The sequence below is a fragment of the Streptomyces sp. Xyl84 genome (genome assembly GCF_059731885.1).
Genome location: NZ_AP029182.1, coordinates 929,094 through 953,476, shown reverse-complemented (window position 1 = coordinate 953,476; position 24,383 = coordinate 929,094). Strand labels below are relative to the sequence as shown.

General features: G+C 74.8%; 20 protein-coding genes. 12 read left to right on the top strand and 8 right to left on the bottom strand.

Annotation, left to right across the window (positions count from 1 at the left end; translation table 11 throughout):
• Nucleotide 1 precedes the first annotated feature (1 nt).
• Complete coding sequence (locus tag AC6I72_RS04055; protein ID WP_497999493.1) at nucleotides 2–1,636, top strand: MFS transporter; 1,635 nt, start codon at nucleotides 2–4, stop codon at nucleotides 1,634–1,636.
• Between the two features lie 196 nt (nucleotides 1,637–1,832).
• Here AC6I72_RS04055 and AC6I72_RS04050 read toward each other — a convergent pair whose 3' ends face one another.
• The 6 genes from AC6I72_RS04050 to AC6I72_RS04025 form a co-directional block, all read right to left on the bottom strand.
• Nucleotides 1,833–2,696: a SagB family peptide dehydrogenase gene (locus tag AC6I72_RS04050; RefSeq protein ID WP_497999492.1), complete on the bottom strand. Its 864-nt coding sequence runs from the start codon at nucleotides 2,694–2,696 to the stop codon at nucleotides 1,833–1,835.
• The gene (locus tag AC6I72_RS04045; RefSeq protein ID WP_497999491.1) at nucleotides 2,693–3,595 is read right to left on the bottom strand and encodes a nitroreductase family protein; all 903 of its coding nucleotides are present in this window, start codon (nucleotides 3,593–3,595) and stop codon (nucleotides 2,693–2,695) included. The genes AC6I72_RS04050 and AC6I72_RS04045 overlap by 4 nt, the downstream gene beginning before the upstream one ends.
• An 11-nt stretch (nucleotides 3,596–3,606) precedes the next feature.
• Nucleotides 3,607–4,557, bottom strand: a complete 951-nt coding sequence (locus AC6I72_RS04040; protein WP_497999490.1) for a TOMM precursor leader peptide-binding protein — start codon at nucleotides 4,555–4,557, stop codon at nucleotides 3,607–3,609.
• 110 nt (nucleotides 4,558–4,667) lie between these two features.
• Nucleotides 4,668–4,847 carry a hypothetical protein gene (locus tag AC6I72_RS04035; RefSeq protein WP_158771689.1) on the bottom strand — a complete coding sequence of 60 codons (180 nt, stop codon included), beginning with the start codon at nucleotides 4,845–4,847 and terminating at the stop codon, nucleotides 4,668–4,670.
• A 128-nt stretch (nucleotides 4,848–4,975) separates the two neighbouring features.
• A complete protein-coding gene (locus AC6I72_RS04030) occupies nucleotides 4,976–6,454 on the bottom strand; it encodes a YcaO-like family protein (protein WP_497999489.1) in 1,479 nt (492 codons plus the stop codon).
• On the bottom strand, nucleotides 6,451–7,725 hold the full coding sequence (locus AC6I72_RS04025) for a cytochrome P450 (RefSeq protein ID WP_497999488.1): 1,275 nt from the start codon (nucleotides 7,723–7,725) through the stop codon (nucleotides 6,451–6,453). The genes AC6I72_RS04030 and AC6I72_RS04025 overlap by 4 nt, the downstream gene beginning before the upstream one ends.
• Before the next feature lie 563 nt (nucleotides 7,726–8,288).
• Here AC6I72_RS04025 and AC6I72_RS04020 point away from each other — a divergent pair.
• From AC6I72_RS04020 to AC6I72_RS03985, 8 genes are all read left to right on the top strand, one after another.
• A complete protein-coding gene (locus AC6I72_RS04020) occupies nucleotides 8,289–9,215 on the top strand; it encodes a SagB/ThcOx family dehydrogenase (protein WP_497999487.1) in 927 nt (308 codons plus the stop codon).
• A gap of 142 nt (nucleotides 9,216–9,357) precedes the next feature.
• The gene (locus AC6I72_RS04015) at nucleotides 9,358–10,326 is read left to right on the top strand and encodes a TOMM precursor leader peptide-binding protein (RefSeq protein WP_497999486.1); all 969 of its coding nucleotides are present in this window, start codon (nucleotides 9,358–9,360) and stop codon (nucleotides 10,324–10,326) included.
• Nucleotides 10,319–11,695 (top strand): YcaO-like family protein, encoded by a 1,377-nt coding sequence (locus AC6I72_RS04010; protein ID WP_497999485.1) that lies wholly within the window; start codon nucleotides 10,319–10,321, stop codon nucleotides 11,693–11,695. The genes AC6I72_RS04015 and AC6I72_RS04010 overlap by 8 nt, the downstream gene beginning before the upstream one ends.
• Nucleotides 11,670–12,449, top strand: coding sequence for a CPBP family intramembrane glutamic endopeptidase (locus AC6I72_RS04005; RefSeq protein WP_497999484.1), 780 nt, complete (start codon nucleotides 11,670–11,672; stop codon nucleotides 12,447–12,449). The genes AC6I72_RS04010 and AC6I72_RS04005 overlap by 26 nt, the downstream gene beginning before the upstream one ends.
• A complete protein-coding gene (locus tag AC6I72_RS04000; protein WP_497999483.1) occupies nucleotides 12,446–13,228 on the top strand; it encodes a hypothetical protein in 783 nt (260 codons plus the stop codon). Before AC6I72_RS04005 ends, AC6I72_RS04000 begins: the two co-directional genes overlap by 4 nt.
• Before the next feature lie 2 nt (nucleotides 13,229–13,230).
• Complete coding sequence (locus AC6I72_RS03995) at nucleotides 13,231–14,292, top strand: LLM class flavin-dependent oxidoreductase (protein ID WP_497999482.1); 1,062 nt, start codon at nucleotides 13,231–13,233, stop codon at nucleotides 14,290–14,292.
• Complete coding sequence (locus tag AC6I72_RS03990) at nucleotides 14,292–15,206, top strand: acyl-CoA thioester hydrolase/BAAT C-terminal domain-containing protein (RefSeq protein ID WP_497999481.1); 915 nt, start codon at nucleotides 14,292–14,294, stop codon at nucleotides 15,204–15,206. Before AC6I72_RS03995 ends, AC6I72_RS03990 begins: the two co-directional genes overlap by 1 nt.
• A gap of 286 nt (nucleotides 15,207–15,492) precedes the next feature.
• Entirely contained in the window at nucleotides 15,493–18,570 is a 3,078-nt protein-coding gene (locus AC6I72_RS03985; protein WP_497999480.1) for an AfsR/SARP family transcriptional regulator, read from the top strand.
• A 128-nt stretch (nucleotides 18,571–18,698) separates the two neighbouring features.
• Here the strand turns inward: AC6I72_RS03985 and AC6I72_RS03980 are convergent, their stop codons facing one another.
• The gene (locus AC6I72_RS03980) at nucleotides 18,699–19,322 is read right to left on the bottom strand and encodes a helix-turn-helix transcriptional regulator (protein ID WP_497999479.1); all 624 of its coding nucleotides are present in this window, start codon (nucleotides 19,320–19,322) and stop codon (nucleotides 18,699–18,701) included.
• Nucleotides 19,323–19,627: 305 nt separating this feature from the next.
• On the opposite strand from AC6I72_RS03980, the gene AC6I72_RS03975 reads away from it, so the two are divergent.
• A complete protein-coding gene (locus AC6I72_RS03975) occupies nucleotides 19,628–21,433 on the top strand; it encodes a bifunctional metallophosphatase/5'-nucleotidase (RefSeq protein ID WP_497999478.1) in 1,806 nt (601 codons plus the stop codon).
• 166 nt (nucleotides 21,434–21,599) lie between these two features.
• On the opposite strand, the gene AC6I72_RS03970 is transcribed toward AC6I72_RS03975, so the two are convergent.
• A complete protein-coding gene (locus AC6I72_RS03970) occupies nucleotides 21,600–22,715 on the bottom strand; it encodes an ABC transporter substrate-binding protein (protein ID WP_497999477.1) in 1,116 nt (371 codons plus the stop codon).
• Nucleotides 22,716–23,009: 294 nt separating this feature from the next.
• Here AC6I72_RS03970 and AC6I72_RS03965 point away from each other — a divergent pair, with 294 nt between their 5' ends.
• Both AC6I72_RS03965 and AC6I72_RS03960 read left to right on the top strand, forming a co-directional pair.
• On the top strand, nucleotides 23,010–23,300 hold the full coding sequence (locus AC6I72_RS03965; RefSeq protein WP_497999476.1) for a hypothetical protein: 291 nt from the start codon (nucleotides 23,010–23,012) through the stop codon (nucleotides 23,298–23,300).
• Between the two features lie 99 nt (nucleotides 23,301–23,399).
• Nucleotides 23,400–24,308, top strand: coding sequence for a glutathione S-transferase C-terminal domain-containing protein (locus AC6I72_RS03960; RefSeq protein WP_497999475.1), 909 nt, complete (start codon nucleotides 23,400–23,402; stop codon nucleotides 24,306–24,308).
• The last annotated feature ends 75 nt before the right edge of the window (nucleotides 24,309–24,383 follow it).

Here is a 24,383-nt window from a genome sequence, read left to right as displayed (position 1 = left end):
CATGCCCGCCGTTCATCCCGACCCCCGCAGCGTGAGCGCGCCCGCACCCGCGCCGGACACCGCCGGAGCCCCGCTGAGCCGCGGCCGCCGCACGGCGGCGCTGCTCGTCCTGTGCGTGTCCCTGTTCATGGCGATGCTCGACAATACCGTCGTCAACGTGGCGTTGCCCAGTCTGCAGCGGGAGCTGGACGCGGGCATCAGCGACCTGCAGTGGATCGTCGACGGCTACAGTCTCAGCCTCGCCGCGCTCATGCTGACGGCCGGCACGATCGGTGACCTCTTCGGGCGCCGCAAGGTGTTCCTGGCCGGGCTGCTGCTGTTCGGGGCGGGCTCGGCGGTGTGCGCGCTGGCCGGTCATGTCGGGGTCCTCGTCGCGGGCCGGGTGCTGCAGGGCGCGGGGGCCGCCGCGTTCATGCCCGGCACGCTGTCGATCATCCGCCAAATCTACACCGACGAACGCGAACGGGCCGTGGCGATCGGCATCTGGGCCGGTGTCTCAGGGCTCGGCCTGGGCGTCGGCCCGATCGTCGGCGGGCCCGTCGTCGACCACCTCGGGTGGGCGTGGGTCTTCTGGCTCAACGTGCCGGTCGCGCTGATCGGACTCGTCGGCGGCCTCCTGCTCGTCCCCGAGTCCGCCGACCGTGCCGGCCGCGGGCTCGACCCGGCCGGGCAGCTGCTCGGCGTGCTGATGACCGGCGCGGCGGTGTACGCCACCATCGAGGGTCCGGTGCGCGGCTGGACCGACCCGTACGTCGTCGGCGGCTATGTGCTGGCCGCTGTCGCGCTGCCGCTGTTCGTGCTGGTGGAGCGCAAGGTGCGCAGCCCCATGCTCGACCTCGCCATGTTCCGCGACCGGTTGTTCACCGGCGCCCTGCTCAACGGCCTCTTCCTCTACCTCGGCATGTTCTCGGTGCTGTACTTCCTGAGCCTGTGGCTCCAGCAGGTGCTGGGCTGGTCGGCGACCGGCGCGGGCCTGGTCGTCATGCCCGCGATGGTGGTCGTGGCCGCCGTGACCCCGCTGGCGGGCTGGATCGCCGGGCGGTTCGGCGCCGGGTACCCGATGACGGCGGGGCTGCTGGTGTCGGCGTTCGCGATGGCCATGATGGCGCGGTTTGGCGCGGACGCCTCGTTCCGTTCGTACTGGTGGCTGCTGCCGGTGATCGGCCTGGGCATGGGCCTCGTGCTCACGCCCATCACCGCCACGGCGCTCGCCCGGGTGCCGGCCGAGCGGGCGGGGCTCGCGTCGGCCTCCAGCAACACCCTGCGGGAACTCGGCGGGGTCATCGGGGTGGCGGTCCTCGGCTCGGTGCTGACCGCGCAGATGAACCGCGACCTCGGCCACCGGCTCGCCTCGCTCGGTGTCCCGGCGGGCGAGCGCGCCGGGTACGTCGACCGGCTCGCCGGCGGCACCCGGCTCGGTGGGGCCGACCTGCCCGCGAAGGTGGCGCACGCGGCCGACCAGGCCTTCGTGCGGGGGCTGCACGTGGCGGAGTACAGCGGTGCCGGGGTGCTGCTGTTCGGCTGCCTGCTGTCGCTGGTGCTGGTGCGGCGCGGACGCCTGGAGGAGAAGGCCGGCGAGGAGCGCACGGCGGCGTCCGCCACCGGGCTCGGGGAGGGCGCCGGGGAGCGGGGGTGAGCGGTGGGCGGCGGCTCGCGCAGGGGGGCCGCCGGGCGGGTGTGAGGGGTGGGCCGCGGGCCGGCGGAGGGTGCCCCAGGCGGGGGTGAGCGGGGGTGCGGGGTGAGCGTGCGGCAAGGCCCCCGCGGCCCTGGCGGGGGAGTGCAGGGCCGCGGGGGCGGATCGGGGGCCGGGCGGGGGCCGCGGAGGGGCCCGGTCAGGCGCGTGTGCCGACCGGCATGAGCAGCAGCGGGATGTCCTGTTTGCCGTCGAGGCCGAGGACGCCGCCGACACGGTCCGCGTCGAAGCCCGCCACCGCGCAGATGCGCAGGCCGAGCGAGGCGGCGCACAGATAGAGGTTCTCGCCGACGAACCCGGCGTCGAGGTGGGCGAAGCAGTAGGAGCGGTCGCCGTACTTCCACCGGCCGCGGGAGAGCGAACCGGCCAGGACGAGCACCGCGCCCGCGCTGTACATCCACTCGGTGTCCGGGCACGCCTCGACGACGAGACGGCGCATGTCGCCCCGGTTGAGCAGGCGCAGCGCGCCGCCGTCCTGCGGGGCGTACAGGTACGCGCCCGGCGCGACGCCCGTGACGTCGTTGACGATCACGTAGATGTCGGTGGACTGGACGCCGCCCGCGCTGGGGGCGTAACGGGTGGGGAACGAGGGGCTGTTGTACGCCGCGGTGGTGCCGCGGACGCCGTAGGAGTGGGCGAGCAGGCCGGCGACGTCCTCCAGGGCGAGCGGCCGGCCCGCGAAGTCCCGGCGCGAGGCGCGGGCCGCCAGCACGTCCTGCAACAGGTGGGTCAGCTTGGGCAGTTCGCCGGGAAAGGCCACCTCGGCCCGTCCGGCGCGCACCGGCAGCACCTGCGGGGCCGGCGCGGCGCGTGCGCTCACCTTGTCGGCCATGGTCTCCGGGGCGTTCAGCGCCCGGTGGGCCATGGACACGACGTCGAGGGCCGCGCGGTCGCCGGTGCGCTCGCGCTCCCGCAGCGCGGGGCGCAGCAGCGCGGCGACCGCGTCGCGGTCCCGTCGGGACAGGCCGGCCAGCAGGGTGTCGAGCTCGTCGGCGGTCGTCATCGGCTGCTTCCTGCGTCGGGTGCGTCATGGGTGTCGGGGGCGTCGGATGTTCCCGGTAGTCCGGGCGCTCCGGGTGCGCCGGCGGCACGGGGCGAGTGCTGTTCCGCCCGGTCCGGCCACGGCAGCGGCACGACGGCCTGCACCGCTCGCTCCACCCCGTCGAGGCCGAGCAGCCGGTGCAGCCGGTCGTCGTAGAAGTCCAGGAGCACGGGCGGGGCCGCGCCGACCGCTTCGGCGACCGCGCGCGTCAGCCGGTCGGTGAGACGGCCCGCGGTGACCAGCATCCTGCGGTAACCGCGCGGCCCCTGCAGAGCGGTCAGGCGCGGGGCGACGCCCACCACGAACAGCAGGGCCTCGGCCCCAGGACCCCGGGAGGCGTGCGACGGCAGGAGGCAGTCCCGGATCGCGGCGACACTCTCCTCGGGGTGCCGGGAGTCGGTGAACAGCCAGTCGCGGCCGGGGAACCAGCGGTAGAGCCTGCCGTGCAGCAGGAGCATCAGATCGGTCCCGTAGAGCAGTTCGTCGCCGTCCTCGCCGAGCGAGCCGGGCAGCTCCACGTTCCAGGCCGCGCGCACGGCGGCCGCGGGCAGCACGGCGCCGCCCGCCTGCGCCTCGTGCGGGTCCCATTCGTCCTCGTGCGGGGCGAAGGCGCTGCCGTGGAACCACGTCATGACCTCGTGGAGACGGTCCTCGTCCAGCGGCGTGTTGTGCGCGCCGGTGGGGGACAGGGCGGAGTTGACGTGGAAGAACTCCGCCGGGTCGGGGGTGCGGGCGGTGAGCCGTTGCTGGTGTGCGGCGGACGGTGAGGGCCGCAGCACCAGCGTCTTGGCCGGGTCCGGCACCGGCGTCTCGTCCAGCGGTACGCCGCCCCGGCCGGCCGGGGGGAACGCGGTCTCCATGGTGGCTCCTGTCACAGGAACGGGTTGCGGTAGGGGGCGCGTTGCGGGCCGCAGGCCGGGCAGCGCGGCAGCCGCATCACGTCCTGGTAGTCGATCTCCATGCGCTCGAAGTCGAACCGCACGGCGCGCGCGGCGGTGATCCGTTCGCCGCCCGCCAGGTGTGCCAGGAGCGCCTCGACGGCGAGGCCGGAGACGATCTCCAGCTGGTGCGGCGGGGCGGCGGCGGTCGGGCCGTACGCGTCGGCGCCGTGCCGCAGCTCCAGGACGTGGCCGTTGAAGCCGACGGAGGAGTCGGTCAGCAGCTCGAACTCCAGGTGGCAGGCGCTCTCGCCGGGCACGTGGGTCGGGCCGACGACGCCCTCGCCGCCGTCGAAGTACACCGGCATCCAGGGTGTCTTGCCGCGCAGCGCCGTGTCGTTGAGGGCGTGCAGCAGGGTCGAGTCGGGCCGGTCGAGGGCCACGACGACGAAGCCCGCGCCGGCGAACAGCTCCTCGGGCACCTCGTCCGGTGCCGGGAGCGGTGCCTCGCGGACCGTGGCACCGGCCGCCGTGAGACCGGAGGCGGACAGCTGCCGCACGAGGGTGGCGGCGAGCGCGCCGTCCCCCACGACCGTGACCGCAACGGACGGCTCCGGCGTACCCGTGGGGGCCGGGAACACCGTACGGAGATGGGTGTGGGCGGGGTCGGCGCCGGCCGGGACCACGATGCCCTTGCCGGCGAGGTGGGCGAGGACGGCGGGGATGTCGAGCCGCGCACCGGGCGCGTGCTCGCGGGCCCATTCGGTGAGCGCCTGTGCGTCGGCCGGGGTGCGCAGCCGTTCGAGGAGGTCGGCGAGGACGCCGCCGCCCGCGTCGTCGCGCAGCAGCTCCGAGTGGATCGAGCGGCTGCCGCGGCTGATCAGCACCTCGTCGTCGGTGCGCCGCAGGAAACGCAGGTGGGGATTGAGCGTGTAGGAGGTCATGGGTGCCTTCTGCGGGGTGGGCGGCTGGGACCGGGGGCCGGACGGGGCGTGCGGGATGCCGTGCCCGGCGTGGTCGTGCGGGCCCCGGGGAGGGGGCCCGCACGGTGGTCTCACCGGCCGGCCGGGACGAGCTCCGCCTCGGTGGTGCGGACCGCGCTCATGCCGGTCGCCACGCCGCAGCAGCAGCAGCACAGGACGGAAGAGCAGCAGCAGGACGCGGCCAGCAGGGCCTGGCTCTCGGGGTTGGTGCTCCACTTCTCCGTGGGCACTTGAGCGGTGGACAGGTTCATACGTACCTGGCTCCCTCGTGTCGGTCTGACGGTCGGACAGGAAACAGCGCGTGGAAACGCGCCCCCGGCCGGAGGGTCCCGGCCGGAGCTCGTGGGGCCGTCGCGCGCGCCGGCGCGGGCGGCGCGGGTCAGGGGTAGGGCAGGGGCGGGGACGCCTGCGGCTCGCCGGTCAGCGGCGAGCGGTCCCCCAGCAGGTCGCGCACCCGCCCGAAGCGGGGATGGCCGAGCATCGGGCGGGACTGGAGGAACGGCTGGGTCAGCTCGGGCGCGAACACCCGCATCAGCCGCAGGTGGGACAGCCCCTCGGGGGTGCGGTCGAGGACGACCGGGTCGATGCCGTGGCGTTCGAGCACGGTGCACAGCGCGGCGAGCCGGGCGGCGTCGGCGGGACCGTCCCCGTGGTGCTGCGGCGCCGCGCCGAGGTCCGCGAGGGCGACCTCCTCGCCGCCGTGGCGGTGTGCGGCCAGCAGCCCGCGCAGCTCGCGGTTGCCGTAGTAGCCCATGGCCTGCACGTAGGTGAGCATGTCCGTGAGCGGCGCGTCGGGGGCCATGCCGAACTGGCGGGCGAACAGCTGCGAGACGGGGCGGTCGGGGGCGAGGAACGAGGAGCGCAGAATGCGTTCGGACTGCCCGAACTCCCCGATGGCCTCCGCGAGCGCCGTCTCCGCGTCGAGGTCGGCACCGGCGCCGGCGCAGAACGCGAACCGGTGCCGCCAGGGCTCCACGCGCAGCGCGGTGAAGACGGGGATCTCCGGGATGTCCAGGGAGTGGTGGAGCAGCTCCACCGGCTCGTTGTGCGTCGCCAGTTCCGCGAGCAGCGTGCGCAGGCGGTGGCTGCGCGGGGCGGTGGTGACGGTGACCCGGTCCGGCGGCACCCGCAGGTACCAGCGCAGGTTGGTCGCGTCGCGCTCGACCAGCTCGCGCACCCCGTGGTAGATCGCGGCCTCCCGGGTGACGTGGCTGCTGAGGCCGCCGGAGGAGGCGTAGCCGATGGACGCCTCGCCGGGCTCCATCAGGTGGACCAGCTCCACCAGCTGGGTCGGCACCCACACCTCGTCGCCGGAGACCAGACGGTGGCCGCGGCTCCAGCTGACGGGCGTGGCGCGCGTGAACGGCTCGTAGAGGAAACCGGGGCGCGCGTACTGGGCGGCGGAGAACAGCGGTATGCGGTCCGGGGCCATGCACGGCACGCCCGCCCTGCGCAGCTCGTCGTACGTGCCGAAGCGCTGCTCCGTGTCGCCGGTGCCGCGCAGTGAGCCGATCACCCGCTCGACGGTCTCGCCCGCGCTGGAGGCGAACATGTCGAAGAGCGAGTAGCCCTTGCCGCCCGCGCTGATGCTGTCCTGGGTGCCGGGGTCGAGCGAGGGCACGCCGGTCAGCCGCCGCAGCAGCCGGTCGATGCTGCTGAACGAGGCGGTGGCGACGTTGCTGTGCAGCGGTCCGGGGCCGCCGAGTTCGGTGAAGACCTTGGTGATGGGGCCGCCGATCGGGTTGTACAGCGCGAGCAGTTCGCCCAGCGCCGCGTGCTCGTGGTCCGCCATGGTCGCGGGGAACGCCTCGTGGCCCCGGTTGACCCAGGTGGAGCGGAGGGCGGGGACGGCGGTCACGGCGCGATCCCCCCGTCCGGGCCCGGCACGACGGGCAGCGCGGTCACCCCGCGCATCATCAGGTTGTCCCGCCAGGAGAGTTCCCCGGCCGGTACCGCGAGACGTATGCCGGCAAAGCGCCCGAAGAGGGCGGACAGGGCCACGCGGCTCTCCAGCCGGCCGACGGCGGCGCCCAGGCAGTGGTGGATGCCGTGGCTGAACGCCAGGTGCGGGCAGGAGGGACGGTCGAGCCGGAAGCTGTCGGGGTCGTCCACCACCTCGGGGTCGCGGCCCGCCGAGTTGAGCAGCGCCAGCACGGCGTCCCCGCGCCGCACCGGGGCGCCCGCCAGGTCGAAGTCCTGGTTGGCGAACCGCCACGTGGGCACCTTCACCGAGCCCTCCAGGCGCAGCGCCTCCTCGACCACCGCTTCCATCAGCTCCGGCTTCTCCCGCACCTGCCGGCGCTGCTCGGGGTGGGTGAGCAGGAGCAGGGCGGTGTTGCACACGAAGTAGGCGCTGGACTCGTAGCCGGAGAAGAACAGGTGGTAGACGACGTCGATGAGCCGGTGCGGGTCGAGTTCCTCCTCGCCCTCGCCCGACGCCAGCAGCCCCACCAGGCTGTCGCCGCCGCGCTCGCGGGCGCCGAGCAGCCAGGGCACCAGGTGCTCGCCCAGCGCGTCGGCTGCCTCGGCGAAGGCGTCGCCCTCGTCGAGTTCGGCGCGGGAGAACGACCGCGCGCAGGTGAGGAAGGGCTCCGTCATCTCCTCCGGCACGCCGAGCAGCCGGCACACCACGTCGACGGCGAGCGGCACGGCGTACTCGTCGAGCAGGTCGAAGCGGTCCCGGCCGGCGGCCGCGTCGAGGAGCGCCCCGGCCCGACGGCGCACCGGCTCCTCCAGCGCGGCGGTGCGCCGCGGTGTCATCGCCCGGGACATCAGGCGCCGCATCGAGGTGTGCTCCGGCGGGTCGGTGCTCAGCAGGTGGCGGCCGAGCAGCGACACCTTCTCCTCGGGCCGGCCGCGGCCGATGGCCTCGCGCACGGAATCCGCGGCGACGGCCGGGTCGGTGCTCAGACGCGGGTCGCCCAGCATCGCCTTGACGTCCGCGTACCGGCTGACCACCCAGGGTTCGAGGCCCTCGCGGACGCGGACGCGCCGCACCGGCCCCTCGGCGCGCAGCCGCGCGTACGCGGGGTGCGGGTCGGCCGCCCATTCGGGACCGAAGGGTGCTTCGGGAGCGTCCGGGGAAGCTCCGGGGGCGTCCGCGTGCGAGTTGCGCGCGCTGGTCGTCATCTTTCTCCTTCCGGTGGGCGGGGAAGCCGGCACCGTCAGCTATTCAATCTTTCCGACCACCGCTGCTAACACTGTTCATCGGTGCAGAATCCGATGCACCCAAGGCCCATTGTTCGCCCGCCGCGGGCTGTGGTTGCCTGACGGCGGCCGGAGCGCCTCACGGCTTTCCCGGCCGTGCATGGCAAGGGCTGGAACCAGGTCGGTGCATTTCATCGCCGGCCACATGGGAAGCCCTTGGTCCTTTCCTTGGAAAGCCTTTACCGGGCATTCACCAACAGGAGGTCCCCATGAAGATCACGACCACCACCGCCAGCGAGAAGCGCGACGACCGCGAGGTCGTCGTGCCGGGTGCCTGCTCCTCCTGCTGTGGCGCCGTCGTGCGCCGCCGCGGCTGAGTCTCGGCCCCGTGATCGCCGGGCGGGGGCCGGCGGCCGAGTGCCCCGGTCCCCGCCCGGGTCCGTCCGCTGCCGTACCGCCGGCCTGGGCGCAGGTCCGCGAGACGGCCCGGCGCACCTCGTAGGTCTTCTCGAAGAAGGATCGTCCGTGCTGAGGAAAGAGTGCCCGTGACCGACCCGGTTTCCGCCTCGCCCTCCCTCTCCCGCGCCGCCGTGCTGGCCACCGCGCGCCGCTCACGCGCCCCCGAGGCCGGCGGCGTGGGGCTGCGTACGCACTCCTTCCGCGCCGACAACGCCGACGACCCCCGGCTGCCGCGCGTCGCCGAGGAGTTCCTGGTCGCCTCCCGCCTGCGGCGGTGGGACCGTCAGACACAGCTGTCGATCTCGGCGTACTCCTCCGACCCGCTCGCGATGTGCTGGGCCCACCAGGGCGCCGAGCAGGTGCCGGCCGAGGCGCTGACCGCCCTGCCGCCGTCGGCGCCGCTCACGGAGCCGCTGACCGAGGTGGTCGAACGCAGGCGCAGCGAACGGGACTTCGCCGCCGGACCGCTCGCCGCCGGACAGCTGGCGGCGCTGCTGCGGCACGGCGCGGGCCGCACGGCCGACGCCGAGGTCCGCACCGCCGACGGCGTGCCCCTGGCCGGGGCCTTCCACGCCGTGCCCAGCGCCGGCGGACTGCGCCCGGTCCAGGTGTGGGTGGCCGCCTCCCGGGTGGACGGCGTGCCGCCCGGCGTCCACCGCTACCTGCCGGAACGCGACGCGCTCGCCGCCCACACCGGACCGGAGGGCCTGTCCGCGCTGCTCGACGCGCTGCAGGACGCCCCGGGCGGCCCGCACCCGCGGGACGCCGCCGCGGTGATCCTGCTGGTCGCCCGCCCCTGGCGGTCCATGCGCAAGTACGGGCCGCGCGGCATGCGCTTCGTCTTCCACGAGTGCGGCGCGCTGTCACAGAACATCCACCTCGCGGTGACCGGAGCGCACCTGGCCGCCACCGACTTCTCCGGCTATTACGACGACGAGGCGAACGCCGCCCTCGGTATCGACGGAGTGCTGGAGACCCTGCTCCACACCATTCTTGTCGGCCTTCCCCTGTGATTCGTATCCGGTCCGTCATCCGGTCCGCACGACATTCGACCGAACGAACAACTCACCTTTACGGACTGGAGGTTTCTCGGTGACGGGAAAGAATCCCCGAGTAAGCCGATCGGTCACGGTGATCGGGCACAGTCCGGACATCGTGGAGTTCCGAACGGGCATATGGAACATGGAGTCCCGCACCGTCACGGACGAGGGCGGCGGCGGGAAACTGCTCGCCCTCGTCACCGGCCTGGACGGCACCGCGTCCCCCGCGGAACTCGCCGTGCGCCACGGTGTCACCCCGGCCGAGGTCGAGGCCCTGACCGGCCACCTCGCGGAACTGGGAGTGCTGCGGGAAGAGCCCCGCAGCGCGCTCGACGCCTACCTCGACGACGTGTCCGCGCTCGGCCGGACCGCACCGGCCGAGCACGCCACCCAGGTGCTGCTCCTGGGCGATCCGGAAGTGACCGCTTCCGTGCGTGACGCGCTCGGCGACGGGCACGGGCTGCCCGTCGTGCGCCCGGACGCGGACGACCCGCTGGTGCGCCGGCTCGCGGGCGTCGACCCGGCCGTCGTCCACGACGGGCTGCGACTGCGCGCGCTCGCCGACGAGTTCGAACCCTGGCGCGGCGCGTACGCGGTGCTGACCGCCACCGTGATCGACCCGCAGCGCTTCCAGGTGTTCAACCGGCTCGCCGCCCGGCTCGGCATCACCTGGCTGCACGGCGCCGTCGACGGACCGTACGTCTTCGCGGGCCCCACCGTGGTGCCGGGCCGCTCCGCCTGTTACGAGTGCTTCGAGACCCGCGTGGTGATGAACCTGCGCGAGAAGGCGTCCTACGTGCGCTACAAGGAGGCCCTGGCCCGCGGCGCCGTCCGCCCGGGCACCCCGCCGGTGGCCGCGCCGGTCACCTCGCTGCTCGCCTCCCACCTGGCCCTGGAAGCCGTCAACTACCTGCACACCGGAACCGCGTTCACCGTGGAGAAGGTGCTGGGCATGCACCTTCCGACGATGGAGATCGCCTACAACGAGGTGCTGCCGCTGCCCGGCTGCGTCGGCTGCGGCACGGTGGCCGAACGCGACGACTCCCCGCTGTACTACGACCCGAGGGCGTGGCTCGATGTCTGAGCCGTCGTCCGTGCCGCTCGCGCTGAACGTCCGGCAGGACGAGATGCAGCGCGCCGAGGCGCTCCGCCGCCGTGTGCACGGCGGGCTGTGCGGCATCGTCCCGGTGCTCGACCACCTCACCCGCAGCCGCAGCGACCCGCGCATGATCATCGCGAGCGCCGACCTCACCGGCGTACACCTGCTCCAGGACCTGCCCGCGCCGAAGGCCGGCAGCTTCCACCTCGGCGGCTTCGGCACGGAGCCGTTCGAGGCGCGGATCCGGGTGCTCGCCGAATCCCTCGAACGCTACGCCTGCAACGTCGCGCCCCTGGAGGACCGCTTCCCGGTGCGCTACGCCAGCCACCGGGAGCTGACCGCGGCCGGCGAACGGGTCCCGACCGAGGAGCAGTTGACGCTCTTCACCGCGGAACAGCACCGGGCGAAGGGCTTCCTCTTCGACCGGTTCGACCCGGACGCCGAGATGGGCTGGGTGCGGCTCCCCTCGCTGCTGGGGCGGTTCAGCGGGCTGATCCCCGCCCAGTGGTACTTCCTCGGCTACGTGCCGCGCGACGACGAACCCTGGCTGGCGCCCGCCGTCACCACCGGCGCCGCCGCGCACACCGACCCCGACGCGGCGCTGGCCGCCGCGCTCTCGGAGGCCGTGCAGATCGACTCGGCCATCGGCCACTGGCACGGCACCCGGCCCAGCGTGCGCATACGCGGCGACCGGCGCACCCGGATCATCGACGACCTGGTGCGCGAGGCCTTCCCGCGCGGTGACCTCCCGCCGGAGTTCCACCTGCTGACCAACCCCGACCTGCCCGGCTTCACGGTGGCCTGCCTGCTGCGGCGCCCCCCTGGCCTCGTGCCGCAGATCGCGGTCGGCCTCGGCAGCGGCACCAGGCTGGCCGACACGATGTACCGGGCGCTGCTGGAGGCGGCGGGCGTGCGGTGGCTGGCCGGATGGCTCGCGGTGGAGAAGCGCATCGACCACGGCCCTGCCGGACCCGGCCCGGCGGAGGAGGCCCGGGAGGACTTCTACGACCTGGAGGCCAACGTCGGCAGCTACGCGGCGGCCGGAGGCGCCAAGGAGGTCGAGGACCGCTTCGCCGCCTGCGAGGAGGCCGCCGCGAGCGATCTGCCGGCTGACGACACCCGGCCGCGGCGCGAGCAGATCGCCGCGCTCGTCGACGCCTACCGCGCCGGCGGCAAGGACCTGTACTTCGCCGACCTGACCACCGCAGACGTCCGCGCGCTGGGCTTCACCGTGGTGCGGGTGTTCTCGACCGGCACCCTGGTGCTGCCGCTGCCGGCCGCACCACCGGCCGCCCACCCCCGGTTCGCCGCCTACGGAGGCTTCCACGGTGCTGCCCCTCACCCTTACCCCTGAGCTGCGGCTCTACCTGCTCACCGGCCTCGCGCTCTGCGCACTCGCGACGCTGAACCTGGCGGGGGCCGTGCACAACCGCTACCTCGACGACCGGGGTACGCCGATGCTCCCGGTCTACGTCGCCCTCGGCGCGGCGGTCACGGCGGGCGGGCTGCTGGTCCAGGGACCCGCCGTGCTGTGGCGCGCGGCGCCGTCCCTGCCGCAGCCGTGGCGGGTGGCCGCGGCGATCGCCGCGGGCGGCGCGGTGGCGCTGGTGGCGACGGCCGGCGACCGGGCGGTGCTGCGGGCGCTGGCGCGGACGCGCGCCACGGGGCGCGAAGGACCCGGGCGCGGGCCCGGCGCCGCGCCGGGGCGGGAGGCCGTCGCCGCCCCGTCCCGGCAGGAGCGCGACGGGGCGTGGCGGCCCAGCGCGAAGGACCGGCGGCTGCCGGCCGGTCCGGCGTGGACACTGTCCGCCGCCGTGGTGGAGGAGACGGTGTTCCGCGGCGTCTGGTACGACGTGGCGCTGCGCGCCCACGCCCCGGTGCTGCGCCTGGCGGCACTGGCCCTGGGCGTGCTGGCCTTCGGCCTGGCCCACCTGTTCTTCGGCTGGAACCAGGTGCTGGCGAAGCTCCCCCTGTCGCTGGCGGCCACCGTGGCGGTGGCCGTGACCGGCACCGTGCTTGCGCCGGTACTCGGCCACGTGCTGTTCAACCTGCGCGCCTGGCTGCACCACCGGGCCGTGTCGCGGGCGAGGACGGAGGGCGCACGGTGACCGCCGGCGCCGTACCGCCGCTGCTGGTCCTCGCCTGCTGGGCGGTCCCGGCCGTCCGCGCGGGCCTGGCCGATCGCGCGGGTACGGCGGGCCGCGCGGACACACGCTCGCCGGCCGCGCGGTGGGCCGCGCGATTCGCTCCGCCGCTGGCCGCGCTCGCGCTGACCGGCGCATGGTGGGCGCTCACCTCGCCGCGGGGCGCCGGCGACCCGTTCCGGCTCTGCGGCCGGGCCTGGCAGCTGCTGCCCGGCGGGCTGCTCGTCGGTGCCGGGGAACTGGCCTGCGCCGCCCTGCTGTGCGGCACGCTCGGCGAACTCGCCGCCGTACGGCGGGACACGGACGCACAGCCCCCCGTCTCACAGTGGGCCGCCCTGCAACGCAGCGCCTGGATGCGCCACGCGTCCGCGCTCCCGGGCGCCGGAACCTGGCCGCCTCTCGTACCGCTCGCGCTCGGCCTGCTCGCGGCCTGGGCCGAGCAGGCCGCCGTGTTCGGGGTCGCGGTGGCCACCGCCCTGGACCGGGCGGGCCCGGTGGCCGGCTGGGGCTGCGCCCTGCTGCTCGCGGCACTGGGCTGCCGCGGACCGCAGGCCCGGCGCTCCCCGCGCGTCGCCCCCGCCGCGACGCTCCTCACCACCGCGGTCGACACGGCCCTGTTCCAGGCCGTCGCGCTCGTCCTGCCGCTGGCGGGCGCGCGGTGGACCTTCCTGCTCCTGGCCCGTTCGCGGCGGGAACCCTCGTCGACCGGACGAACGGCCGGCGTCACTACCATCGGAGGCTGACCATGAAGCACGGCATCTCGTTGCTGCCCGACTGCCGACCCGCGGTCCGCTCGGCGCGCGACTACTTCCGGGACGTGCTGACGCTCTCGCGCATCGCCGAGGACGAGGGCCTGCACTACGTGAAGATGACCGAGCACTACCTGCGCGACTACGGCGGTTACTGCCCCGACCCGCTCGGCTTCCTGTCCGCCGTCGCCGCGCGCACCAGCACCATCCGGCTGATGACCGGCGCGATCCAGGCGTCCTTCCACCACCCGGTCCAGATCGCCGCCCAGACCGCCATGGTCGACGCCATCAGCGGGGGCCGCCTCGACGTCGGCTACGCCCGTGCCTGGCTGCCCTACGAGTTCGAGGCGTTCGGCATCCCGATGGACGAGTCGCGGGCCCGCTTCCAGGCGACGGTCACCGCCGTACGCAGGCTGTGGACCGAGGAGTCGGTGGACGAGGAGAACCCGTACTTCGCCTTCCGCCGCGCCACCAGCCTGCCGCGCCCCGAGCAGCGCCCGCACCCTCCGGTGTGGGTGGCCGCGGTACGCTCACGGCAGAGCTTCGCCTGGATCGGCGAGCAGGGCTTCGGACTGCTCGTGACGCCGCCGCCGCACAAGGAAGCCCTGGCGGGCACCCGGGAGATGGTCGAGGTCTACCTGGAGACCTTCCGCTCGACGCACGGCCCTGACGCCCGGCCGCGGGTCGCCGTCAGCGTCCCGCTGTTCGTCGCCGAGACCGACGAGGAGGCCTACCGCGTGGCCGATCCGCTGCTGCGCGAATACCTCACGGTGTGGGCGGAGTCAGCGGAGGACTGGAGCGGCACCACCTCCAAGGACTACCCGACGTACGAGGCGATGGGCCAGGTGCTGCGCACCATGCGCATCGACGACTTCCGCAGCGTGGGCACGGCGGTCGTCGGCTCCCCGGAGCAGGTGCTGGAACGGGCGCAGCACCTCTCGTCCCAGCTGCACGCCGACACGATGCTGTGGCAGGTGGACTTCGGCGGCCAGACGCTGGCGACGATGGAACCCAGCCTCCGCCTGTTCGCCTCGCAGGTCATGCCGAAGCTCGCCTGATGTCCGGAGGAGCGGGAGCGGCGGAACGGGCCCGGGCAGCGGCACCGGGAAACCTCACCACCCTGGCCCTCACCGAGCCGTGGGAGGGCGTGCTCGTCGAGCCCGAGGGCGGCAGTGACAGGGCCGTCCTGGTGCTCGGCGGCTCGGGCGGCGAGATCGCCGGGGAGCGGTGCCGGCTGCTGGCCGCCGAGGGGCTGGCGGCGCTGTCCGTCCGCTGGTTCGGCGGCCCCGGCCAGCCGCCCGGCATCTGCGAGGTCGGCCTGGAGACCTTCACGGCCGCCGTGGACCTGCTGACCGGGCGCGGGGCGCGGCGGGTGAGCGTGCTGGGCGAGTCGAAGGGCGCGGAGGCGGCGCTGCTGCTCGCGGTGCACGATCCGCGGGTGGCGGCGGTGGTGGCGCTCTCGCCGACCTCGGTGGTGTGGGCGAACCTCGGCCCCGGCACGGACGGCCGCGCGTACCCCTTCCGCTCCTCCTGGCGTCACGGCGGTACGCCGCTGGCGTTCACCCCCTACGACACGGCGTATCTGCCGCAACCGGGCGGACCGGGGCCCGCGGCCTTCCGGGCGCTGTACGAGCACAGCGCGCGCACGTTCGCGGCGCGGGCGGCCGCCGCGGCGATCCCGGTGGAGCGGACGGCGGCGCGGGTGGTGCTGGTGGCGGGCGGGGCGGACGCGATGTGGCCGTCGCTGACGTACGCCGGGGAGCTTCAGCGCAGGCTGCGCGCGCACGGACGTGAGGCCACGGTGGTCGGCGCCCCCCGGGCCGGCCACCATCCGCTGCTGCCGGGCGAGCCGGCCCTGGCGGGGGAGCCGCTGTACGCGCTCGGCGGGGACCCCGCGTCCGACGCGGCGCTCGGCGCGGCCGCCTGGCCGCACATCCTGTCGGCGGTGAGGGGGACGGAACCGATCACGTGAGCGGGGCCCGGCGGATCACGTGGGCGGGACCGGACGGATCATCTGGAAGGAGGCGGCTGCCGGATCGCACGGAGCGCGCGCATCACCCGGATCGCGCGGAACAGGGGGATCAAGTGACGGGCCTGGTAGGCTAGTTCCTGCTAACAGTGGTAGCACCTCTTCCTGGCAGGTGCACGACCAGCATCGCCAGGGCGTGAGGCCCGCGCGTGACCGGCGCGGGCCTGCTCACGGTAAGAGCGGACGCCTGGTTGCGGCGCCACCGTCCGTTCGTACGCGACGATGGGGGATGCGCGTGGCCTACCGGCTCAGGGATGCTCAGGCGGCGACCGGCGCGAGCGGGACCGCGGCCACCACGGCACATGCGCCGGCGACAGCGGTGCGGATCGGCGTCCTGGGTTCCCTCACCGTCGAGGTCGACGGGGTCCGGCACAGCTCCGGGCCGCCCTTGCGGCAGGCGGTGCTCGTGCGCCTCGCCAGCCCCTGCGGCAGCGTGGTCTCCAAGGAACAGCTGATGGACGCGGTGTGGGGCGAGGAACTGCCCGGCAACGCGAGCGGCAACCTGCACACGTACATCGCGGCCCTCCGCAAGCAGTTGGACCCCGGGCACAAGCAGCGCGCCACCGACGGCGTGCTGGCCACGGTCGCCGGGGGCTACTGCCTGCGGCTGCCGCCCGCCCACCTGGACAGCACCGGGTTCCTCGACCTGTGCGCGCTGGCCAGGACCCTCCGCGACCGCGATCCCGACGCCGCCGCCCGGCAGTTCCGCGCGGCGCTCGACCTGTGGCGCGGAACCCCGCTCCAGGGTGTGCCAGGGCCGTTCGCGCAGGCGGAGCGGGAACGGCTGACCGCGCTGCGGCTGTCGGCCGTCGAGGACTACGCGCGGCTGATGACGGGCCTGGACCGCACCGACATCGTTGTCCAGGAGCTGACGCAGGTCATACGCGACCACCCGCTGCGCGAGTCCGCGCACGCCCTGATGATGACCGCGCTCGAACGCGGCGGCCAGCGCGACGAGGCCATGCGCCTCTACGAACGCCTCGACCGCCGTCTGCGCGCGGAGCTGGCGGTGCGGCCCGGGGCCCGGCTGCGCGAGCTGTACCGGCAACTGCGCGAGGGCAGCGCGTTACGGGTGCCCGGGCCGGCCGGCGCAAGACTGCCCGGCACGCCTGCCGCGCCCGCGGTCTTCGGCGGACAGGCCGGCCCGGCGGCGCCCGGCGTGCCGGCGGCACCGGCGTCGGCGCCGGCCGCATCCGGTGAATGCGCCGCACCTCACCGGTCCGCCGCCCCCGTCGCCCCCGTCGCCTCCTCGCCCCCCGAAGCCCCCGCGCACGCACCGGCGGCCGGCTCCGGCCACGGGGCCGACATGCGCCAGCTGCCGCCGCGAGCCGGGCGGTTCGTCGGGCGGGAGAGGGAACTGGCGCGGCTCGGGGAGGTGTTGACGGCGGCCGGGGAGGGGCCGCGGCTGTGTCTCGTGACGGGCAGCGCCGGTACGGGCAAGACGACGCTGGCGATGGAGTGGGCGCACCGGACCCTCGAGGAGTTCCCCGACGGCTGTCTCCACGTCGAACTGCGGGGGTTCCACCCCGGCGCGCCGCCGCTCAGCGCGGGCGAGGCGCTCTACGACTTCCTCGTGGCGCTCGGCGTCGCCCCGGACCGGATACCGCTCACCGGCACCGCCCGATCCGCCCTGTTCCGGTCCCTGACCAAGGACCGCAGGCTCCTCGTGCTGCTGGACGACGCACACTCCACCGAGCAGGTGCTGCCGCTGCTGCCGACCGGGGCGGGCTGCGCCACACTCGTCACCAGCCGCCGCCGCCTCGACACCCTGGTGGTGCGCAACGGCGCGCACGCCCTCTTCCTCGGACCGATGAGCCACGAAGGGGCCCGCGAGCTCCTGGACGCCTGCGCGGGCGTCGGCCGCACCCGCCCGGAACCCGCCGCGGCGGACGAACTCGTCCGGTACTGCGCCGGGTTGCCGCTCGCGGTCGCCGTCATCGGCAACCGCGTGGTCAGCAGCCCGGGGATGCCGCTGAGCGAACTGCTGGAGCGGGTGCGGGCCGGCGGCAACCGGCTCGACGTGCTCTCCTCCGGCCTGCCGGACACCGGCGTCGACCTGCGCACCGTCTTCCGCGCCTCCGTCGAGGAACTGTCGCCGCGGGCGCGGGAGGCCTTCCGCCTGCTGGGCCTGTTCCCCGGCACGCACATCGACCTCCGGGCGGCCGGCGCCCTGCTGAACCGTTCCGCCCGCGAGTCGGCCGCGATCCTCGCCGAGCTGACCGCGAACACCCTGCTCACCGAGGCCGGCCCGGACCGTTACCGGTTCCACGACCTGCTGGGCGAGTTCGCCCGCGAGGAGGCCGAGGCGCTGCTCACCGAGGAGGAACTCGCCGGGGCCCGCCTGCGCCTGCTGCGCTGGACGCTGCACGCGGTCGGCGAGGCGAGCGCTCTGATCGCGCCGCGCCCGGTGCGGGACCTCCTGCCCGCCCAGCCCACCCCCTGGTCCACCGGCGGCCCCACCGACCGGCGCGGCGCCGTGCGCTGGCTCACCGCCCACCAGCACAGCCTGGTCGCCATCAGCGAACTGGCGCTGAACTGCGGCCAGTACGACCTGGCCTGGCGCATCCCGGTGGCCCTGACCTCCTGGTTCTACCTGCACAAGAACTGGTCCCTGTGGCTGCGTTCGCTCCGGGTGGGCGCCTCGGCGGCGCGCCGGGCGCAGTCCCGCGAGGGGCAGGCGCAGATCCGGGCCGCCTCCGGCCTCGCCCACCTGTACCTGCGCCACTACCGCCGCGCGCGCAAACAACTGGTCCGCGCGGCGGCGGAGTTCCAGCGGACGGGCGAGGACTGGCAACTGGGCACCGTGCTCGTGCCGCTCGGCGACCTGTACCTGCGGACCGGACGCCCCGCCCAGGCCGCGCACGCCTACGAGACGGCCCGCCGCGCCTACCAGCGGGCCGACGACCACTGGGGCACCGCCTGGGCCCTCAGCGCGCTGGGCCGCGCCCTGATGGCGGCCGGGAACCCGGGCCGTGCGACGGACGCGCTGCAACGCGCGATGGGCCACTGGCACAAGTCCGGCTACCCGCGCGGCGAGGCGGACGCCATGATGCACCTCGGCCAGGTGTACCTGACCCGGGGCAGCGTCCGGGACGCCGAGCGGTACCTGCACCGGGCCGACGCCCTGTACCAGAGCCTGGGCGACGGCTACCGGCACGCGCAGGCGCTGGTCTGGATCGGCAGGCTGCGCGCGGCCACCGACGACCGGGCGGGCGCCCGCGAGGCGTGGCGGTCCGCCCAGGAGGTCTTCGAGGGACTCGGCGCCCCCGGGGGCGCCGAGTGCAGCCGCCTGCTGGGCGACTGCTGAGGGCTTCCGGCCGGGGCCCGCCCGTGCGGCTCCTGACCGGGGCCCACCGGGCGGGGAGGGCCACCGGGCAGGACGGCCGGCCGGGAGGCCCGCGGGCGGGAAGGCCCGGACGGGCTCGCGGGACGGGGTCAGATCAGGCCCTCCCGGAGCGCCCGGGCCACCGCCTGCGCGCGGTTGCGGGCCCCCAGGTGCGAAATGACGGAGCGCACCGAGTTCTTCACGGTGCGCTCCGAGTAGGCGAGTTTGACGGCGATCTCGCTCGTACACAGCCCCTCCGAGACCAGCCGCAGCACTTCGATGTCGCGCGGATTGAGCCCCATGAGGGTCTGGCCCGCCGGTTCCAGCACCTTCTCCTGGAGCTGGCCGAGCTGAACGACCAGGGACCCCTGGAGCGACGGCGGGAAGATCCCCTCGCCGTTGTGCGCGCAGTGCACGGCGCGGTCGATGAGCGCGCCGTCGGTCTCGGCCCGGCTCAGTACCCCGTGGATGCGGCAGGTGACCAGGTTGTGCAGGCAGATGGCCGGTATCTCCCCGACCACCAGGACGTGCTTCGCGCGGCACCGCTCCGCCTGCTCCCGCAGCCGGCTCAGCTCGGTGCCGGTCACCGCGTGCGAGGCGTACACGACGACGTCCGCGTCGGCCGCCGAGCCGACCAGGGACACCGACCCGGGTTCCAGCTCCTGGAGCATCGCCCTCAACCCGGTGGCGGACAGGGTGTCGGACGCCTGCGGGTGCACAAGTACGGCGGACATAACTCTCCCGACGGCCGAGCAGCGTTCGTGTCCGGCCATTGTTTCCGCCCGCTCTGAAGACGCTCTGTACGCCGTCTCAATGCGCCCCGCACCAGCGCTCTCGCCGACCGTCGGCCCTCCAGCCCTCCGGCCGCGGAACAGAGAGCCGGGACGGCGCCACTCCCCGGGCCCCCCCGGGGAGTGGCGTGTCTTGTGCGGGAAGCCCGGTGCAACCTGTTCGTGATCAGTGACCCCCTGTTGCGCTACGCGCGTTGAACATAGGCTCCGCACAGCCTGAACAGCCTCGTACTCACACAGGGGAGCCCATGACCCACCCGATCCGGCCAAGACGCCGCGCCCACCGGATACTCGGAGCCGTGGCGGCTCTGGTCACGGCCGGTGCGCTGAGCGCGGCGGCCGCGCCCGCGGACGGCGCCCCGGCAGCCCACCGCCACGGGCACGGCGGGCCCACGGTCGATGTCCAGTTGCTGTCGTTCAACGACTTCCACGGGAACCTGGAGCCGCCCGCCGGTTCCTCCGGGCAGGTCACCGAGACCGGGCCGGACGGCACGACGAGGAAGACCGACGCGGGTGGCGTCGAGTACCTGGCGTCCTCGCTGCGTACGGCGCGCAAGGGCCACCCGTACAGCGTCACGGCCGCGGCCGGTGACCTGATCGGTGCGAGCCCCCTCCTGTCGGGCCTGTTCCACGACGAGCCGACCGTCGAGGCGATGAACAAGCTCGACCTGGACGTGACGAGCGTCGGCAACCACGAGTTCGACGAGGGCGCGACGGAACTCGCCCGCATGCAGAACGGCGGCTGCCACCCCAAGGACGGCTGCTACGAGCCCGGCCGGACCTTCGAGGGCGCCGACTACCCGTATCTCGCGGCCAATGTGACGGACGAGAAGACCGGCAAGCCGATCCTCAAGCCCTACTGGGTGTGGAAGCACAACGGCGTCAAGATCGGCTTCATCGGCGTGACACTGGAGGGCACGCCGGACATCGTCACCGCCGAGGGCGTCAAGGGCCTGAAGTTCCACGACGAGGCCGAGACCGTCAACAAGTACGCCGACGTCCTCGACAGGCAGGGCGTCAAGTCGATCGTCGCGCTCATCCACGAGGGCGGCCGGCCCGCCTCCGCCTCGTACGACTACGACTGCGACTCCCCGGGCGCCGGCGACGGCATCTCCGGGCCGATCGTCGACATCGCCAAGAACATCACGCCCAAGGTCGACGCCCTGGTCACCGGCCACACGCACCAGGCGTACGTGTGCACGATCCCCGACCCGTCGGGCCGGCCGCGCATGGTCACCTCGGCGTCCTCGTACGGCAAGCTGTACACCGACACGACGCTGACCTATGACCGCCGTACGCAGGACATCGTCCGTACCGGCGTGAAGTCGGCGAACCACGTGGTGAGCCGTACCCAGCCGAAGGCCGCCGACATGACGGCACTCATCTCGCGCTGGAACGCGCTGGCCGCGCCGGTGGCCGACCGGCCCGTCGGCTACATCTCCGGCGACATCGACGGACGGGGGGCGACCACTCCCGAATCCCCGCTCGGCGACCTGATCGCGGACGCCCAGCTCGCGCACGCCAAGTCGCTCGACCCCGAGGCCGCGTTGGCGCTGATGAACCCCGGCGGCATCCGCTCCGACCTCGTCCACAAGGCGAGCGGGAGCGAGGGCGACGGCGTCGTGACGTACGGGGAGGCCTTCACGGTCCAGCCGTTCAGCAACACGGTGAACCTGGTCGACCTCACGGGCGCTCAGCTGGTCACCGCGCTCCAGCAGCAGGTCAGCGGCCCGAACGAGGCCTCACCGAAGATCCTTCAGGTCTCGCGGGGACTCACCTACACCCTGGACCTCACCCGGTCGGGCGCGGCCCGCGTCGTCACCGGCTCCGTCCGGCTGAACGGGACGCCGATCGACCCGGCCGCCACGTACCGGGTGGCCATGAACTCCTTCCTCGCGGGCGGCGGCGACGGCTTCACCGAACTCGGCAAGGGCAGGAACCCGCTCGTCGGCGCGGACGACCTGAAGGCGTTCAACGACTACCTGACGGCCAACTCGTCGGCGACCAGCCCGATCGCGCCCCCGGCCGCCGACCGGATCACCGTCCTGCGATAGCGGCCTGGGAGGGCAAGGCGCGGGGCGGCCGGCGGCACGGTGATCCGGTCGGCCCGCGCGACCCCGGCTCACGGCGAGGGCCGCGCCCGGGGCCCGGGAGGCGGTTCCGGAGGTGTCCGGAACCGCCTCCCGGCCGTTGCCGGGCTCGCTCCTCGCCGGCAACGCCTCAGCCGGTGTGGAGGATCCGGAAGCGGTCCGGTTCCGCCGGGTCCCGGTCGACGACCTGGACCGGCGCCCACTGCCACTGCCACACGCCGATGCCCGGTGCGCGGGAGAACCGGATCGGCCCGCGGGTGCCCTCGACCGCGACGTGCGGCCAGGCCGCGACGGTGCGCGCCCGGTCGTCCGGGCCGTGGGAGCGCAGCACGTCGGCGAGGACGGCGATCGTGTCGTAGCCCTCGAAGGCGACGAACGACGGGGCGGCGGCCAACCGCTCGCGCAGCGCCGTCCCGACGCGTGCGCCGAGGGGGCCGAAGCGCTCGGGCAGGTAGCGCAGGAACGGGACCGCGGCGCCGTCCTCACCCAGCGAGGCCGCCCATCCCGTGAACTCCGGCTGCCCGGCCGGAGCCCCGATCAGGACACCGGCCAGGCGCGGGTCACGGCGTACGGCCCGGACGAGGGGCACCGCCGGTTCCGGGTGGCCGGCCAGGAGGAGCAGGGCCGTCGCGCCGCTGCCGGCGAGTCCGTCGCACAGCGCCGCCGGGGTGAGCGCGCGCACGTCGAGTTCGACGACCGTGCCGCCGCGCGGGGTGAGACGGTCCCGCAGGATGCGGGTGCCGGACGCCCAGTAGACGCTCGGCTCGGCCGCCACGGCGATACGGCTGTGGCCCGCACCGAGGAGGAAGTCCGCGAAGATCCGCCAGCCGTGGGACTGCGCCGGGGGCAGCCGCGCGACCCAGTCCGTGGGCTGTTCGGTGAGCGCGTCGAGAACGGCCGACGAGCACAGGAACGGCACGCGCAGGGCGTCGGCCCTGGCGGCGGCGGCACGGGCGACGACGCTGTGGTACTCGCCCGCCAGGGCGGCCACGCCCAGGCGGGCCAGCTCGTCCACGGCTTCCGCGGCCCTGCCGGGATCGGCGGCGGTGTCCCGGACCAGCAGTTCGAGGGGCCTTCCGGCGATCCCGCCCGCGTCGTTGACGTCCCGCACGGCCAGTTCGAGGCCGGCGAGCAGGTGCCGGCCCGCCTCGGTCCAGCCGGGCCGGGTGAGCGGCACGAGGGCGCCGATCCGGACGGACGTCCCGCCGGCCCGTTCCGCTTCCGGTGTCGATGATGGCGTGTGCATGCGTGGGCGTCTCGCGTCTTCCGTGGGACGAACCGGCCGCGGCTCGGCCGGCCGGATCGCGGAGTGAACGGGGGTGGCGCCGACAGTAGCCGAGCGGGGGACGGACTCCCGCGCCGCCCTGCGGAGCGGTCCGGGACCGGAACAGCCGCTCGGACCAAGGCGGTCCGGGTGCGGTGCTTCCCTGGGGAGAGCCCGGAACCGGCGCGCACCCGCCGCCCGGTGGACGCCCCCTTGACTGCGGCTCCGGGCGGCCCGACACTCCAGAGAGGAATCCTAGTGAACGGGTAGGGAATCATGAGGCGCCTTGAGCCGGTGACCGGCCGTGCGAGCCGTACGTCCCGGCCGTCGCCCGCGCCCGGCGCGCCCCCGCGTGGCCTGCCCCCGCGCGGCGTGCCTTCCCCGCCCGGCGCGCTCCCGGGCAGCCCGCGTTCCCCGCTCGGCGGGCCGCCGCTCGCCTCGCCCCTGCTCACCTCGCGCCGCCACATCGACCTGCTGCGCGTGTGCAGCGCCCTCGGCGCACGCGCCACCGCCTCGGGCGTGCTCGCCGCCCCCACCCCGCTCAGCGCCCTCGGCGCCCTCCGCTGAGCCGGACGCCCCAGGTCCGCAGGGCCGGGGCCCGGTTCCACGCTTCCACACCGCTTCCGCGGCGCGTGCGCCCGCGCGTGCCCGTACCCGGGGAGACCCATGTCCGTCACACCGCAGGCCGCCCGTCCCGCCACCCGCCCCGCACCGGCCTTCCGGGGGCGCATCGGCCGGGACGCGCGCAGCGGCCACTACGCCGTGCCCGGCCGCTACCGCCTCCACCTGTCCACGGCCTGCCCGCAGGGACTGGCCATCGCCGTCACGCACAGCCTGCTCGGTATCGGGGACAGCTGTCCGGTGACGTTCCTGCCGGCCGTGCCGGACGGCCCGGACGGCGGGCACTCGGCCCTGCGCCCGCTCTACGACGCGAGTGCCCACCGCCACCCGGGACCGGCCCTCGCGCCGGTCCTCAGCGACGGCTGGTCGGGCCGGATCGTCAGCACCCACGCCCCCGACATCACGCGCGACCTGGACCGTCACTTCGGCGACGGCCGCGCCGCCCTGTACCCCCGCGGCGCCGATGCGGACGCCGACGCCGGCCCGTGGAACGACGTCGAGGCCGTCGAGCGGTTGTGCGCGCAGGGTGTCGAGGAGGCCGCCCAGCGCGCCGGGCGCGCGGACGGCGATCCCGCGGAACGCGCCGGGGCGCTCGACGTCCTGTTCGGCGCCCTGGACGAACTGGAGCACCGGCTGAGGGACCACGACCACGTCGCGGGCCCCCGGCTCACCGCCGCCGACGTGACGCTGTGGGTCACCCTCGTCCAGCTCGACACCGTGCACCGCCACCACCTCGACGCCCGTGCCGTGCACCGCGTCGCGGACCACCCCGCCCTGTGGGACCACGCCCGGCGCCTCACCGCGCACCCGGCCTTCGGCACCCACCTCGACCTGGCCGGGACCGCCCGCCGCCACCACGCCCGCTGCCGGGGCCAGGAGGCGGCCGGCGCGGCCGTCCCGATCCTCGACTGGGCCGCCCACGCGGACCGCGCCCGGCGGTCCGGCCGGCCCTGAAACCGCGGCGCCGGCCGGACCGGCCCGTCCGCCGCCGTCCCCGCCCGGCGCTCCGCCCGTCCCGCCGGGCGGTCC

What these genes read in the sequence shown, in the direction of transcription:
- AC6I72_RS04055 (WP_497999493.1), top strand. Translation starts at nt 2, where the DNA reads ATGCCCGCCGTTCATCCCGACCCCCGCAGCGTGAGCGCGCCCGCACCC.
- AC6I72_RS04050 (WP_497999492.1), bottom strand. Translation starts at nt 2,696, where the DNA reads ATGACGACCGCCGACGAGCTCGACACCCTGCTGGCCGGCCTGTCCCGA.
- AC6I72_RS04045 (WP_497999491.1), bottom strand. Translation starts at nt 3,595, where the DNA reads ATGGAGACCGCGTTCCCCCCGGCCGGCCGGGGCGGCGTACCGCTGGAC.
- AC6I72_RS04040 (WP_497999490.1), bottom strand. Translation starts at nt 4,557, where the DNA reads ATGACCTCCTACACGCTCAATCCCCACCTGCGTTTCCTGCGGCGCACC.
- AC6I72_RS04035 (WP_158771689.1), bottom strand. Translation starts at nt 4,847, where the DNA reads ATGAACCTGTCCACCGCTCAAGTGCCCACGGAGAAGTGGAGCACCAAC.
- AC6I72_RS04025 (WP_497999488.1), bottom strand. Translation starts at nt 7,725, where the DNA reads ATGACGACCAGCGCGCGCAACTCGCACGCGGACGCCCCCGGAGCTTCC.
- AC6I72_RS04010 (WP_497999485.1), top strand. Translation starts at nt 10,319, where the DNA reads ATGTCTGAGCCGTCGTCCGTGCCGCTCGCGCTGAACGTCCGGCAGGAC.
- AC6I72_RS03995 (WP_497999482.1), top strand. Translation starts at nt 13,231, where the DNA reads ATGAAGCACGGCATCTCGTTGCTGCCCGACTGCCGACCCGCGGTCCGC.
- AC6I72_RS03990 (WP_497999481.1), top strand. Translation starts at nt 14,292, where the DNA reads ATGTCCGGAGGAGCGGGAGCGGCGGAACGGGCCCGGGCAGCGGCACCG.
- AC6I72_RS03985 (WP_497999480.1), top strand. Translation starts at nt 15,493, where the DNA reads ATGCGCGTGGCCTACCGGCTCAGGGATGCTCAGGCGGCGACCGGCGCG.
- AC6I72_RS03980 (WP_497999479.1), bottom strand. Translation starts at nt 19,322, where the DNA reads ATGTCCGCCGTACTTGTGCACCCGCAGGCGTCCGACACCCTGTCCGCC.
- AC6I72_RS03975 (WP_497999478.1), top strand. Translation starts at nt 19,628, where the DNA reads ATGACCCACCCGATCCGGCCAAGACGCCGCGCCCACCGGATACTCGGA.
- AC6I72_RS03970 (WP_497999477.1), bottom strand. Translation starts at nt 22,715, where the DNA reads ATGCACACGCCATCATCGACACCGGAAGCGGAACGGGCCGGCGGGACG.
- AC6I72_RS03965 (WP_497999476.1), top strand. Translation starts at nt 23,010, where the DNA reads ATGAGGCGCCTTGAGCCGGTGACCGGCCGTGCGAGCCGTACGTCCCGG.
- AC6I72_RS03960 (WP_497999475.1), top strand. Translation starts at nt 23,400, where the DNA reads ATGTCCGTCACACCGCAGGCCGCCCGTCCCGCCACCCGCCCCGCACCG.